This window comes from Arthrobacter sp. MYb23 (assembly GCF_002979775.1).
Lineage (GTDB): Bacteria > Actinomycetota > Actinomycetes > Actinomycetales > Micrococcaceae > Arthrobacter.
The window spans coordinates 1-14,382 of the sequence record NZ_PCPR01000044.1 but is presented as its reverse complement, the minus strand read 5'-3'; the positions used below and the strand labels follow the sequence as shown (position 1 = coordinate 14,382).

Below are 14,382 nucleotides of genomic sequence, written 5' to 3'. Positions count from 1 at the left end.
GCCAACACCGGCAACTCGGACCTGAACAACGTCACCCTCACCACTTCCGCCGGCGCCACCGCCTCCCTGCTCACCACCGACGTGACCAATGGCCTGCAGCTGACCATCGAAAACTGCTCCGTGGCCTGGACCGGTGCCACCGCCCCCTACAACTGCGCGGGCACCAAGACCACCGTCCTGGCCTCCGGACCCGTGATCGCAGCGAACAAGGCCCTGAACAACCTCACCTCCCTGGCCTCGACCAAGACCGACAACCTCAAGGTCACCACCGCGTTGCCGGCCGCCGCGAACAACGACTTCCAAGGCGCGACGTCCACCATCGCCTTCGCCTTCACCGGCACCCAGCGCACCGAAACCACCAAGTAAACAACACCGCCGACCCCGCCGGGTCTGATCGGTTCCTTTCCCCCCCAGCCCGATCAGGCCCGGCGAGCATCATGTCAAGCACACTCACTTCACCAGAACGGAGAACCATCACCATGACACCGCGGAACAGTTTCCTCCGTGCCTTGGTGATCGTCGCCGTCGTCATTCTTGGCCTGATATCCGGGCCTACGGCCGCTATGGCTGCCTTCACCGACAGTGAGCACGCCACCCCACAGTTCTCGGCCGCAATCATTCCCGCTCCAGCCACTGCCAACGTGACCATGCGGTGCACCTTCGGCCTGCAAACCGTAGTCACCGTGAATTCCTACGGAACGGTGGCCAATGCCAACTACTACGAGGTGAAGGTCTACGATCGCTCCGGCAAGCTCGAGTTCACCGGCGACCTCAGCCAGGCTGCGGGAAGAACGTACAGTTCTGGCATCGAGATCATCGGCACCTGGAGCTACGAAATCCGCGGTTACTACAAGGTCCCCGGCTCCAACAATTTCTGGACGGGTAAGCCCCTCAAAGGCACCATGACCTGCTGAACGGGTGGACGGCCTAGCTATACAACTTCGCGCCGCGGTTCAAGCAATCAGCCGCCTCGCGCTTGGTTGAGAGCACCAAATGGCCAACCTGTCATGACAAGTTGGCCACGGTCCATTTGCCGGCAATTCATCGGGCGAACCTACATTCTGAGGGTCAACGCATCCCTTTGAGTGAAAGGTTCCATCATGTCCTCTCCCAGCCGCCGCTCTGCCATCGCAGCATCAATCGCAGGGTTGGCCACCATCGGTGCCACGGCCGCCGTCGCGTCTCCGGCGCAGGCCACCGGAAACGGGCACGGCAGCAACCGGCCCTCCGGAAAGGCCACCGTCTTCACCGTCATCAGCGATATCCAGGGAGATCTGGGCGACTTTGACCTGGCGCTCAAGGACATTGAGCAAACCAACCCCGGCAAACGGAGCGCGGGCTTGGTGGTGAATGGCGATATCACCCCACGGGGCTACGACTTTGAGTACGAGGCTGTGCGTAAGGTCCTGGATGCCAACACCCACGCGGCCAATGTCCACTGGGCAATCGGCAACCATGAGTTCTACGTACCCAAGTACTCCAACCCCAGCACGCTAGCCCAAGCCACGTGGCCCAATGGAACCACCGAAGCTTCCCTCTTCCAGAGCTTCTTCAACTTCACCGGCCGGGACAAGGTCTACACCGAAATTGACCTCGGCGGTGTTCCCGGCCTGATCCTGGGCACTGAAAAGTACATGCACTACCACGACACCACGCTGTGGGACGAGGTGTGGCTCAGCGAGGAACAGATCATCTGGTTCGAGCAGCGCCTGGCCTACTGGGCTCGCAAAGGCCAGCCTGTGATGGTCTTCACCCACCACCCGTTCCCGGACACCGTTTCCGGAACCCGCAACAACCTCTATAAAAAGGACTACCTGCAGGTGGACCGGCTGTTGGGCATTCTTGGCAAGTACAAGAACGTCTTCGTCTTTACTGCCCACACCCACTGGGCACTTCAGCTGGCTGACTGGGAAGTTCGCCGGACCGTTCCCGGCACGGGCAACCTCCAGGGCTTCCAGGTCATCAACACAGGCGCCGTCCAGACCCTCTGGGAAGACAATGGCGCAGGCGGCGAGCGCGCCCTCGATGGCCGCGAAGCCAGTGGCCTGCAAGTAGAGGTCTACAACGACTGCGTCATAGTCAGAGCACGCGACTTCCGCCGAGGCGAATGGATCAAGGAAGTCCAGATACCGCTGTTCTAGCAGGGCACACCCAATCGTTCCCGCCCGGTTAACCTCCGCGCCATGCCGCTTCCCTACTGTGATCCCGCTGGGGGACCGGAATCAACAGAGGGAAGACGTTATGTGCACCGCAGAAGAAGAAACCACCACCCACAGCCGAAGTGTGGGACTGGCCGACGCTGAGCTGAAGATCATGGGGCTGAGCCGCCGGCGCATTCTTCAGTCGGCCGGCGTCCTGGCAGCCGGCACTGCCGCCTCGGCAGCAATGGCGCGGCCTGCGATGGCGAACCCGGGCGGGAACGACCCCCAACTGAAATGGCTGGTGGGTGATCACCACGTTCACACCCAGTACAGCCATGATGCGAAGTACATGATCAAGCAGCAATTGGACACGGCCCAGGCCTACGGCGTTGACTGGATAGCCCTGACCGAGCACAGCAATTTCGGCCACGCCAACAACGGCGGGGCAGTCAACGCCAACAAGGAAATCAAGGCCCAGCGGGCTGCCCGCCCTGAGCTGCTGATCTTCCAAGGGCTCGAGTGGTACATCCCGGGTGCAGAGCACGCCTCGGTCCTTGTTGCTCCGGGCCCCAACGAAGTGAACCTCCTGCGCACCTTCGAGTTGGTGTGGGACGGGAAGCTGAACCAGTGGGAGAAACCAACCCCCGGAACGGCCCAAGTGGAAACGTTCGAGCGCAAGGCCGTGGAAGCCATCGCCTGGTTGGCCAACCAGCGACTCTCCGGCTACATTGACGACGTCGTAGCACTGGCAAACCATCCCATGCGGCTGGGCATCGACTCCCCGCACGAACTCCGGGCCTGGCGCGACGCCGCCCGCGAGGTGATGATCGGCATGGAAGGTGCGCCCGGCGCACAAGGTTCCGGGGTCAGCCAGTTCTCCAGGGCTGGCGACCAACGCGGCGAATACACCAACAACCCCACCCAATACAGCTTCCCGGGCTACCCGGCGGATGCTTTCCGCCCCTACGGGGGTTTCGACTGGGCCACCGCTACCGTGGGCGGCGTGTGGGACTCCATGCTCGCCGAAGGCCTGCCGTTCTGGATCACGTCCAACTCGGACAACCACCTCACGGTCAAGGACACGTGGAAAACCGGCCCCTACCCGGCTGAGGAGCCATACCTCAGCCTGCCCAACGAATTCGATCGCTGGGCCGTCACCGGCAAGCGTCCCGACCCCTTCGATAGCGGCGAAAAGCAGGGCGGCAGCGACTACTGGCCGGGTCAGTTCAGCCGCCTCCACACCGGAGTCACCCAGCGTTCCTACACCGGCGTCCTGGAAGCCATGCGCAATGGCCGCATGTGGGTTGACCACGGCCACCTGCTCCAGGGCCTCGACGTACGGGTGCGCGAGGTGCGCGGCAACGGCGCTGGCAACAGCAACGGACGCAACGGCGTCACCTTGGGTTCCCGCCTGCAGGTGAGGCGAGGTGCCGACGTCGAAATTTCCATCACCATCACGACGACGAACTACCGCAACTTCGCGGGCATCATGCCAAAGCTCGCCCACGTGGATGTGATTGGCGGCGCTGTGACTGGTGCCGCGGCAGATCGAGACACGTTGAAGGCCCCTGGCACGGCGGTCTGGAAGCAGATCGACGTGTCCGGGCGCACCGGAACGTTCACCATCAAGCACATCATCAAGGACGTGCAAAAGTCCTGCTACTTCCGCCTTCGCGGGAGCGACGGAAACCGCCACGGCGCCGGATACTACGGGGCGTCCGTGGATCCTGCCGGCCCCATCCGCCACGGTGACAACCTCGGCGACGCGGATCCGTGGACGGATACCTGGTTCTACGCCAATCCGGTGTTTATCGACGTCGCGTAGTGCTCACTCCGAGGCTGCGTGCAAGTCGCCTTCCTCGGGATCGTCGGCGGACCGGACCTCGTTCCTGATGACGCCCAGTTCCTCGAGCCGGGCAGACATTCCGGCCCCATCCGGCGCATAAACCCACGGGACACCGGGCGTGGGCTGGCCTCCGGACTTTGACCGTCCACCGGCCAGCACCGCTTCACCCGCCGAGAGCTGGCGGATGGCGATTGCCCTGACATTGGCGGGATGACGGTGGGCGAACTCGGAGTAAATCGCCTCATCGTGCTGACCGTCGTCGCCCACCAGCAGCCACTTGATGTTGGGGAATTCCTCCGCGAGACGTTCCAGGGAGGTCCGTTTGTGCTCCTGACCGCTACGGAACCAGCGGTCAGGAGTGGGACCCCAGTCGGTCAAAAGCTTGGGCCCGGCAGGATACAGATTGCGGGACAGGAACCGGGACAGGGTCGGTGCGACGTTCCAGGCCCCGGTGGACAGGTACAGCACTGGAGCAGAAGGCGCCGTCCGGGCAATCCGCTCGTACAGCACCGCCATGCCCGGCGTGGGGGTTCTCGCATGCTCGTTGAGGACAAAAGTGTTCCACGCTGCCAGGAACGGACGCGGCAGTGCAGTGACCATCACGGTGTCGTCAATGTCAGATACGACGCCGAAATCCGCGTCGTCCGCGACGATCTCCAAAGGAGCCTCCACGGTTTCCGACTCTCCGGACTGAAGCGTAATGGTGTGCCACCCGGCGTCGAGAGCTACCGGAATACGCGCATCCACCACGCCGCCGCGGTCAGCCTGCACATCGAAAACCGTGCCGGCAACAGTCACGTTCACACGGGCGTGGGCCACGGGCGCACTGGTGAAGTTGCGCCAGCCGCGCATGCTTTCCTGCAACGGATTGGCGTGACCCGCGGCGTCGCGGGGGTCACTGCGGACCACACGCGCCAGGACCCGCACCCAGGACGTGCTCCCATAGCCCGTGTACGGGATGACTGTTTCCACCCGGCCACGACGGATCGCGAGACGCGTCTGAAAACCGAGCCACGCGTCGTCGAGCCTCATGGCGAGGTGACGGCGCCCCTTACTCAGCGGCTTACTCAGCGGCGTCGGGCCTTGCTTGTCAACGGCGTCGGACTGGGGGCGCGGTTTCATGGGGCGGGGAGACATGCGTCCAGTCTTCCACGGCCCGGCCTCCTACCGCAGTGAGCCCATCCACTGTGAAGTGGCTACCTTCCCGGCAAGGGGCTCGCCTGGACAATGATGTTCTTCCCCCAAAGATCGGCCGCATAGCAGGTGATCAGAATGAGCCGACCCGGCACGATGTCCCAGATCTTGCTGTCCCGCAGAGTCTCTTTGTACTCAGTGGTGACCTCGTCCACCCTGAAGTCCAGCGTCCCAACAGCTGTGGTGACGGTCAAGAGATCACCCGCTTTCGCGTGGGCGCTGATGTTATTGAAGGGCGAGCTGCCGCCTTCCTGGCTGTGCCCCACAACATAGGTGGTGTTCGTTGACCCCTTGCCGGGCATGCCGTACGGGCTAAGCCAATAGGCGTCCGGAGTGTGGGGCGGAACGATCGAGTTCAGGGCCAGCTCCTGCGGTGTCGGCGTCAAAGGCAGTATGCCCTGGTCAAGCCCCACTGCGTCGTAGCTGATGTGCAGCGGAGGAGCACCGGCCCCCTCAGCTGCAGTAACCTCGCCAGGCACTTGGTACTCCGGAGCAGACTCCAACGGTATGGCCGAGGGACTTGGCAGCGGGGAGTACTTGGTGCTTGTAGCCGGCCTGGGTGCCGCTCCAACGGCTACGGGACCGGGGCTGCTGGAGGTTTCCCGCGCTGACCACCACCCCGGAAGCCCCGCAGCCAGCAGGACCGCGGCGAGGAGGGCAACGAGCGCCGCCCTACCCCACCGCTGCCCGGCTAGCCCCGCCGAAACAATGCTGCGGCGATGCCTCCCCCGCTGAACAGCGTGGCGCCGCACGGCACTACTCCTGCTGGCTTCCCCTGCGCCCGTTCATCAACAGCCGAGTAGCAAGGAAGAGCATGCCCGCCCCGCCAAGGCCCACGAAGAGTGTTCCTAGCATTGATGCCTGATTCGTGGAGCCTGTACGGGACATAGCGAGGGCGGTGTCCACGTTCGCGCCTTGGTTCCTGCCCGTTCCGGCCAAGGGAACTGACTGATTCGTGGATGTTGACGTCGCGGTTGGGGTGGCAGTGGCCGTCTCGGTTGGAGTGGCAGTTGCCGTCACCGTCACCGTCTCTGTCGGAGTAACCGTCGCAGTCACCGTCTCAGTCGGCGTAACTGTTGCCGTCGCCGTCGTCGTCTCAGTCGGCGTAACTGTTGCGGTCGCCGTCGTCGTCTCAGTCGGAGTGACCGTCGCCGTCGTCGTCTCCGTCGGAGTCACCGTCGTCGTCTCAGTCGGCGTCACCGTCGGTGTCGTCGTCTCCGTCGGAGTCACCGTCGTCGTCTCAGTCGGCGTCACCGTCGGTGTCGCGGTTCCGGTGCCGGGGGGCGCCGAGGTGGTGGGTGTCGTGTTGCAGACCGGGGTGGTCACCACGTTGGTGTCGAGGGAGACCTGCCCGTTTCGGGCCAGGAGCCGCCCCTCCACTACCGCGTTGGTTTGAGCGGTGATGGATGTCAAGGCGAGGATGGTTCCCTTGAAGCTCGAGGCGGTGCCCAGGGTGGCTGAACTGCCCACTTGCCAGAACACGTTGCAGGCTTGGGCGCCGTTGATGAAGACGATGCTGCTGGCTGAGGCCGTAATCAGGGTCGAGGCAACTTGGAAGACGAAAACCGAGCCGGGGTTGCCTTGGCCATCCAGCGTGAGCTGTCCACTAAGCGCCAAGGAGGACGTGGACTTGTAAACGCCCTCAACGAGCGTCCGGCCCACCAAGTCTCCGGAGACGCTGGTTGTGAGTGGTTGCCCCGCGGCATTGTTGTAGGCGGTGGTCAGATCAGACTGGGCCTGCAGTGCCACCGCATCCGCTGCATGGGTGGTTCCAGCGGCGATACCCGGCGGAAATCCTGTGATCGCAGTGCCCGGGCTCAGGCCAAGGTCGCCTTGGAGAGTGGTGGGTCCTGTGTTGGTCACGGTTGTGGCGCCAAGGACGGAATAGGACGACGCCGTACCCAAGTTGACCGGTGTTGCCGCGAAGGCAGGAGCCTGTTGCAACATGATGGCCCCTGCAAGGAGAAGAACCCCTGAGGCCGCTCCTACTGATGCGGTGTTGCCGCGACGGCCCGATCCCGTGGATAGTTTCTCTGGATTTCTTTGCGCAGAACTGTGGCGCATTGCAGTTCCTTCCCCCGGCGGGGCAAACGCCCCAAAGCAACTGCCCAACATGATGTGAGGGAGCTATACAGCGGACTGTACGCCCGGAAGCACCGCGCGCATAGGGCAAGGTCAGGGCAACGGAACGCGGCTGGGAGCGCATGATCTTGCGGGTGCCCGCAGCCGAATGAGCATCGCCCCAGCTCAAACCATCAGGATGCTGATTATTGACTGCCAAGGCACTCCCTAAAGTCACGAATAATTTATCCAGAAATTAGACAAACGGGGGGAACAGTCGGGCCAGCAGGCACCTAAACAGCGGTGGTGGGCGCCCGGCCTTCGTCGCCATGCTGATTGCGGGCCGCAGCGAGCCGAAGCCGGTCCAGACGATTCATCAGCGGCGCAGTGGTGGCCCCGTGCACCACAATGGACAGCGTCACCACCAACGCGATCAAGGCCCACAGCTCGCGCGCCTCGGCGTCGAAGTTTCCGTGAGTCAGGGCGTACCCCACGTAGTAGAGCGAGCCGATCCCCCGGATGCCGAAGTAGGAGATGGCCAGGCGTTCCCGCGGGCCGGTCTTGCCACCCATCAACCCGAGCCATCCAACCAATGGGCGGACCAGCAAGAGGAACACCAAAGCCACCAACAGCTCCACCCAACCGATCCCCTCCAAGAGCCCACGGGCTATGGCACCGCCAAGGAGAACCAGGATCACAATGGTCATGAGGCGCTCGAGCTGCTCTACGTAACTGTGGAGAACCTGGTGGTAGGCATGGTGGCGCTCAGAGGAGCGGATGGTCACAGCGCAGATGAAGACGGCGATGAATCCATAGCCTTCCACCAGTTCAGTCACTCCATACGCAAGGAAAGTGGCAGCGAGCGCTACGAAGCCCTCGGAGTGATCCGACAACCGGAAGCTTTTGACCTTGGCGGAGAAGAAGATCAGGCTGAGAAGTTTGCCGGTACCGAAACCGAGCAGAATACCCACAGCTATCCGCCACAGAACGTCCAGGCCAACCCACTCCCCCAACCAGGCACTCGGAGATGCCCCCACGAGGCTGATGAGAATGGCCAGGTACACAAACGGGAAGGCAAGGCCATCATTCAAGCCGGCCTCGGAGGTCAAGGCGAAGCGGACCTCGTCCTCGTCCGGGTCCTCTTCAGCATCTGCAGGCTTTCCTACTTGGACTTCGGAGGCCAGTACTGGATCTGTGGGGGCAATCGCCGCGGCCACCAGGATGGCAGCGGCAAGGCTCAGTCCCAACACCCACAGCCCGAGCAACGTCATCACCAGAATGCATAAAGGCATGACGATTCCGAGCAGACGCCAGGTAGTGGACCATCCACGCCAACGGAACGGTCTATCCAGGGCCAGTCCGGCGCCCATGAGGGAAATGATGACGCACACCTCGGTCAGGTGCGTCGTAAAATCTGCGTGCAGGACGGGGTCCGGGTCCGGTAGGTCAGGAAGCAGGGTGAAAGCCAGAATTCCGCTGCCCAGGAAGACCATGGGCATGGAAAGCGGCATATTGCGAAGCAATTTCGGCAGAACTGCCGCGGCTAATACCGCAACGCCTGCCGAGAGGAACAAGATGCTGGGGACTTCAAACACGTATAGCCCTCTTCCTGCCGAGCCGGACGGCGCATGGTAGTAGCGCGTGGTAGTAGCTCGTCCGCCCGCACGTTACAGGATAAAAGCTAAGACTACTTATCACCCTACGGCGAGGCCCCCCGGCTGACAACTGTGTGGCCGAATCGCGGTGAGCGCCCCCTGCTAGGGTACGTAAATGCTGGAGAAACGCCGTCAGGAATTACGGGGAAAATACCTGAAACTGGGGACGGGCGAGCTGGTTGCTGCATGCGTCTTTGCCTTGGTCGCGTCAACCATTGTGATGCCACGCCTGAGTGGCCCTGGCGATCATTTCGCCTTATGGTCAGCCCTGATCCCGCTCCTCGTCATTCTGGTACAGGCCGGCGTCTATTGGCTACTGGCGCGCGGCTGGGTCAAAAGGGCGCCGATGCCGTCGAACATTGCCGGCGCCTACCGGGCGTTCCGGGTCATCAACCCCCTTCTCCTGGCAGCGGGACTGGCTGGACTGCTGGCGTGGAGACCCGACGGCACGGGGGCTACATTGCTGGTGCTGGCAATTTGGGCCTTCGGAGTGGTGGAGTACTTCAACTACTTCGTCATTCGGCTCTCCTACCCGGTCAACCAGTGGTTTACGAGAGGGGGCCAGCGCAATGTCCCCCAGCTGGTGCAGGACTTCACCGTCGATTCAACGCATCGCTAATGGTACGGTCCCGGGACGGGCACGAAAGCGGCAAGGCCTATGTGGTCGAAACAGCACTCAGCGCTGCGTCGATCAGAACTTCGGCTGCCTGCCGTGCCTGCCCGGCGGCATCGGATGTTCCAGCGATGGCCGCCGTAGTCTGGGCTCCTTCCGCCAGGATGGCTAGTTGCGGCGCCAAGTAGGCCGGGGCGCCGGCCTCTGCCGCCAGTCGCGCCACATACTCCTGGAACGATTCCTTGTGCTTCCGCGCATACTCTGCGACCTCGGGGCTGATGGCCCCAAGCTCGGCGAAGCTGTTGATGAAGCCGCAGCCACGGAATGAGTCCTGACAGAACCATCCCGCCAGGTAGTCAAAGATGGCGAGGAGCCGCCCTTGCGGCGTCCCCGCTTGTTGAACAGTTAAGTCCAGCCCCTCAGCCCAGGACTCATGCCGGCGCTCAAGGACGGCCATGACGATGCTGCTCTTTGAGGGAAATTCTCCGTAGAGCTTCTTCAGTGAGACCCCTGCCGCCGAGCGGAGTTCGTCCATGCCAACGGCTTGGATTCCCTTGGCGTTATAGAGCTCGTCGGCAGTAGCAACGATGCGTTCGCGAACCTCGGAAATATCCATACTCCCATTCTACTTGCAATGAGAACGAACGTTCTCTACGATGGAGGACACAGAGGGAGAACGATCGTTCTCCACTTCGAGAAAAGGGACACATCATGGGCTTCATCAAGGTCGGCACGGAGAACACCACGGATATTGAGCTCTACTATGAAGACCACGGAACAGGTCAGCCTGTTGTCCTGATCCATGGCTACCCGCTGGATGGCGGCTCTTGGGAAAAGCAAACGGCAGCCCTCCTCAATGCCGGATATCGCGTCATCACCTACGATCGTCGCGGCTTCGGAAAGTCCAGCAAACCAACCACCGGCTATGACTACGACACCTTCGCAGCCGACCTCAACACCGTGCTTGAGACCCTGGACCTGCAGGACGCAGTGCTGGTGGGCTTCTCCATGGGAACCGGGGAAGTTGGGCGCTACCTTGGGACCTACGGCGAAGCCAGGATCGCCAAGGCCGCTTTCCTCGCCTCCCTCGAACCGTTCCTCCTCCAGACCGACGACAACCCCACCGGCGTTCCGTCGTCAGTCTTCGACGGCATCCGCAGCGCCGCGATCGAGGACCGCTACGCCTGGTTCACCAACTTCTACAACGACTTCTTCAACACCGATAACTTCCTGGGCAACCGCCTCAGCGAAGAAGCCCTGCGGAATTCCTGGAACGTGGCCGCCGGCTCGTCCTGGTACGCCTCCTTCGCGGTGGTGGATTCCTGGCTCACGGACTTCCGCTCAGACATCGAGAAGGTCACCGTCCCGTCGCTGATCGTCCACGGCACCGACGACCGCATCCTGCCGATCGATGCCACCGGCCGCGAGTTCACCAAGCGCCTGCCATCTGCCGAGTACGTGGAAATTGAAGACGCGCCGCACGGCATGCTGTGGACGCACGGCGCTGAAATCAACGACATCCTGCTGCGCTTCCTTGCCAAGTAACCGCCGCCGGACTCAATAAACACAACTAAAAACGAGCACGACGGCGGCAGCCCGCCCTGGTTCCAGCGGAACCAAGGGTGGGCTGCCGCCGTCGCGCGTTGACGTAGCGCACGTCACGTCCTATGCTTTATGAATCGATTCAAGATGTAACCTTCCTCACACTGAATAACCACTTTGTTCAGTCCTGGATGGGAAGAGTTCTTGTTCCTTGCCAACGACGCCAGAGGAGTACAGCGACGTGACAGTCACGCACCGGAGGGATCTCAGCACCTCCCCCGAACCCACCGCCGGGACCGAACCAGCCAGCGGCCACAAAGATCCAAAGAAAGCCGCCATGAGCGGTTGGATCGGAAGCGCCCTGGAGTACTACGACTTCGCCCTGTACTCACTGGCGGCCACGCTCCTGTTCCCCACCATCTTCTTCCCCACGGAGAACCCGACCGTCGGCATCATCGCCTCACTGGCCACCTACGCCGTGGGGTACGTTTCCCGCCCGCTCGGCGCCGTGATCCTGGGCGCCTACGGTGACAGGCACGGGCGCAAGAAAGTGCTCGTTTTCGCGATGCTGCTCATGGGCTTCGCTACTTTCGCTGTCGGCCTCCTGCCCACGTACGGACAGGTGGGCCTCCTCGCCCCTGTGCTCCTGGTGATCCTCCGCCTGATCCAGGGATTCGCCGTCGCCGGAGAACTCGGCGGCGCCAGCGCCATGATCGTGGAGCACTCTCCTGATGCGAAGCGCGGCTTCTTCGCCAGCTTCAGCCTGCAAGGTACGCAAGTAGGATCCATCCTGGCCACAGCTGTCCTGATTCCGCTCGCTGCCCTCCTCCCTGACGAGGAGTTTCACTCATGGGGTTGGCGTTTGCCGTTCCTGCTCAGTGCCGTGGTGATCATCGCAGGCTATGTCATCCGCCGCCGCGTGGAAGAGCCGCCGGCATACTTGGCCCAGTCCGACGACGCCACCGCTAAACGGCGCTTCCCCTTGGTAGACCTCTTGCGCACCCACCCCTGGGTTCTGGTCCGTTGCGTCATCATGACCTTCACCAACGTGATCGGAATGGCCACGCTCATCTTCGGCGTCTCCTTCGCCACCCAAAAGGGTTACGGCATCGGATTCTCCAGCAGCGAGTTCCTCTGGGTGACCATGGCCGCCAACGTGGCCGCAGTGCTGACCATCCCGCTATTCGGCGCCCTTTCCGACAAAATCGGCCGACGCTCCCTGATGGTGGCCGGTGGCATCGCCGGCGGTCTGCTGACCGTCGGATACCTGTGGGCGATCGAACAGCGCAGCCTGCCCCTGGTGTTCGTCTGCGTCGTGATCGTGCAGGGCATCCTCTTCCAGATGTGGAACGCCACCTTCGCCACGTTCTTCCAGGAGCAGTTCCCCATGCGGATGAGGGTCACGGGCTTCGCCGTCTCCCAAAACATCGGCCTCATGATCGCTTCCTTCTTCCCCAGCCTGTTCACGGCGATCGCTCCCCCGGGCTCAGCCAACATCCCCTTGGTCATTGGCCTGACCACGCTTGGCATCTGCGCTGTGTCCGCTGTGGCAACCCTCTTGTCCTCGGACACCAAGGGCAAATCGCTCGAGGATCTCGAAACCCGCTAGACCGGGTCCCCCGAGCGCGACGGTGGGGGCGGCCGCCGTCGAGATCGCCGTCCGTGCACCGAGATCGCCGGAAAGGCTCCAGATCGCTGGGCCCTTCCGGCGATTTCGCACATCTCCGGCGAACTCGCAGCTAGTCGTTGACCAGCTCGGCCCTCTCGCTGACCGGCGCTACCGCATCCCGCACCTTCTTGCCGCGTGCGTATCCCACGAGTCCCAGGGCAAGGATGCAACCGAGGGTGCCGAGGGCGAAGGCTTCGAAGGTGAATTGCGAGACGCCCCACGTTGCCTCGAAGTCGTATGGCAAGCCGAAAAGCACATCCAGTGTGCCCGGGAAGATTGCCACCCAGGACCCGATGAGGATCCACGCGAAGCAGATGTACCCGAGGATACGGAAACCCAGATCGGAGACCGGCACCTTGAACGGCCGGTCAACATGGGGGTACTTGCTCCGGAGCTTCACTGCTGCCGGGATTGCCATGAGGTAGCTGAGCAGGAACGTCGAGATCGCGATGGAGAGGACCACCCCGAACAGTGCGCTGCTGGTGCCGCTGAGCTGCATGGCCGCGAGCATGAACAGCGTGGCCACTACACCGGAGAGCGTATTGACGCGGATTGGCGTGCCCAGCTTGGGGTGGAAGCGGCCAAAGAATCCACCGAAGAAGGAGCCGTCTGCCGCAGCCATGGCCTGCATGCGGTCGCTGATGATCATCCAGGCAGCACCTTGCGAGACCAGGATGAAGCAGAAGACTACAGCGGACACCGACAGCATGATCTCAGCAGCAGGACCGAAGACTGTGTAGACGGTGGCGATCGCCCCGAACAGCCCGCCAATGCCGGTGATCTTGTCCAGCGGTACCACCAGCAGGATGGCAAGGATGGGAAGCAGGTAGCTCGCGGCGGCGATCATGGAGGACCGGGCCACCGAGATGGGAACGTCCTTGGCGGGGTTCTTCATTTCTCCTGCGGCGCTGTTCCCGGACTCGAAACCAAGGAAGGAGAACAGCAGCAGTGGAGTGACACCCAGGAAACCGGCCAGGGTTGGCGAGAAGAAGCCCAGGTCCAAACCGTTGAAACCGTGCTGCAGTCCGTAAATCATGGTGACGATGATGAAGAACGTCAGAAACGCGACTTTGAGGATGGCGCCCAGGGAGGGCAGCCATTTGCCGTGCTTCAGGCTGATGATTGCTGACGTGACCGTGATCCAGATGAAGAGCAGCTTGAAAAAGTAATCCACCGGGCTGCCGGCGTCCACGTGGCCCACATACTCGGACCACGTTTCCACCGCGACGAAGGCCATGGCCCCGCCCACCCACACGGGCTGCGTCACCCAGGTGAAAAGGGACGTGATGGCTGCAACCACGCGGCCAAAGGCCATCTTTGTCCACACGTAGACGCCGCCTTCTTCTGTGAAAGCGCCGCCGGTCTCGGCAAAGATGAGCCCGTAGGGAACCATGAACGTGACGGCCAGAATAAGCGTCCAGGTGAAAGTCTCCCCGCCGAAGCCGGAAACCTGGCCCAGGACCTCCACGGAGATGACGGCTGCAACCACCAACAACAGAATGTCGAAGCGGCCCAGGGATTTTTGCAGATGCTTGCTTTGCTCTTGCGCGAGTCGCGTTGAGGCTACTGGCTGATCCATGATCGATCCTTTGCTACTGCTTAAGTTTGCTACTGAGCAGGAAGGGTGGGAAGGGAAGGTGTCTTGACGACTGGTGCGAAGG

The 14,382-nt window shown here is 62.3% G+C and carries 12 protein-coding genes and 1 pseudogene; 7 read left to right on the top strand and 6 right to left on the bottom strand.

Annotated features, from left to right (window positions below; genetic code table 11):
• The 4 genes and pseudogenes from CQ020_RS23635 to CQ020_RS23620 all read left to right on the top strand — a co-directional run.
• Positions 1-366: pseudogene (locus tag CQ020_RS23635) on the top strand (hypothetical protein); the annotation flags it as partial.
• A 71-nt stretch (positions 367-437) separates the two neighbouring features.
• Entirely contained in the window at positions 438-914 is a 477-nt protein-coding gene (locus CQ020_RS23630) for a SipW-dependent-type signal peptide-containing protein (RefSeq protein ID WP_258142181.1), read from the top strand.
• A 186-nt stretch (positions 915-1,100) separates the two neighbouring features.
• Positions 1,101-2,141 (top strand): metallophosphoesterase, encoded by a 1,041-nt coding sequence (locus CQ020_RS23625; RefSeq protein WP_105694278.1) that lies wholly within the window; start codon positions 1,101-1,103, stop codon positions 2,139-2,141.
• 100 nt (positions 2,142-2,241) lie between these two features.
• Positions 2,242-3,966: a PHP domain-containing protein gene (locus tag CQ020_RS23620; RefSeq protein WP_105694276.1), complete on the top strand. Its 1,725-nt coding sequence runs from the start codon at positions 2,242-2,244 to the stop codon at positions 3,964-3,966.
• Between the two features lie 3 nt (positions 3,967-3,969).
• Here CQ020_RS23620 and CQ020_RS23615 read toward each other — a convergent pair whose 3' ends face one another.
• The 4 genes from CQ020_RS23615 to CQ020_RS23600 form a co-directional block, all read right to left on the bottom strand.
• The gene (locus CQ020_RS23615) at positions 3,970-5,124 is read right to left on the bottom strand and encodes an App1 family protein (protein WP_105694275.1); all 1,155 of its coding nucleotides are present in this window, start codon (positions 5,122-5,124) and stop codon (positions 3,970-3,972) included.
• Positions 5,125-5,183: 59 nt separating this feature from the next.
• The gene (locus CQ020_RS24635; protein WP_258142180.1) at positions 5,184-5,933 is read right to left on the bottom strand and encodes a class F sortase; all 750 of its coding nucleotides are present in this window, start codon (positions 5,931-5,933) and stop codon (positions 5,184-5,186) included.
• A gap of 4 nt (positions 5,934-5,937) precedes the next feature.
• Positions 5,938-7,245, bottom strand: coding sequence for an ice-binding family protein (locus CQ020_RS23605; protein ID WP_105694273.1), 1,308 nt, complete (start codon positions 7,243-7,245; stop codon positions 5,938-5,940).
• 290 nt (positions 7,246-7,535) lie between these two features.
• Positions 7,536-8,837, bottom strand: coding sequence for a sodium:proton antiporter (locus tag CQ020_RS23600; protein WP_105694272.1), 1,302 nt, complete (start codon positions 8,835-8,837; stop codon positions 7,536-7,538).
• Between the two features lie 175 nt (positions 8,838-9,012).
• On the opposite strand from CQ020_RS23600, the gene CQ020_RS23595 reads away from it, so the two are divergent.
• Positions 9,013-9,516: a hypothetical protein gene (locus CQ020_RS23595; RefSeq protein ID WP_105694271.1), complete on the top strand. Its 504-nt coding sequence runs from the start codon at positions 9,013-9,015 to the stop codon at positions 9,514-9,516.
• Between the two features lie 37 nt (positions 9,517-9,553).
• Here CQ020_RS23595 and CQ020_RS23590 read toward each other — a convergent pair whose 3' ends face one another.
• Positions 9,554-10,126, bottom strand: a complete 573-nt coding sequence (locus tag CQ020_RS23590) for a TetR/AcrR family transcriptional regulator (RefSeq protein ID WP_105694270.1) — start codon at positions 10,124-10,126, stop codon at positions 9,554-9,556.
• Between the two features lie 95 nt (positions 10,127-10,221).
• Here CQ020_RS23590 and CQ020_RS23585 point away from each other — a divergent pair, with 95 nt between their 5' ends.
• Positions 10,222-11,055: an alpha/beta fold hydrolase gene (locus tag CQ020_RS23585; RefSeq protein WP_105694269.1), complete on the top strand. Its 834-nt coding sequence runs from the start codon at positions 10,222-10,224 to the stop codon at positions 11,053-11,055.
• 238 nt (positions 11,056-11,293) lie between these two features.
• On the top strand, positions 11,294-12,661 hold the full coding sequence (locus tag CQ020_RS23580) for an MFS transporter (RefSeq protein WP_105694268.1): 1,368 nt from the start codon (positions 11,294-11,296) through the stop codon (positions 12,659-12,661).
• 130 nt (positions 12,662-12,791) lie between these two features.
• On the opposite strand, the gene CQ020_RS23575 is transcribed toward CQ020_RS23580, so the two are convergent.
• Positions 12,792-14,300 carry an APC family permease gene (locus CQ020_RS23575; RefSeq protein WP_105694267.1) on the bottom strand — a complete coding sequence of 503 codons (1,509 nt, stop codon included), beginning with the start codon at positions 14,298-14,300 and terminating at the stop codon, positions 12,792-12,794.
• Positions 14,301-14,382 lie beyond the last annotated feature (82 nt).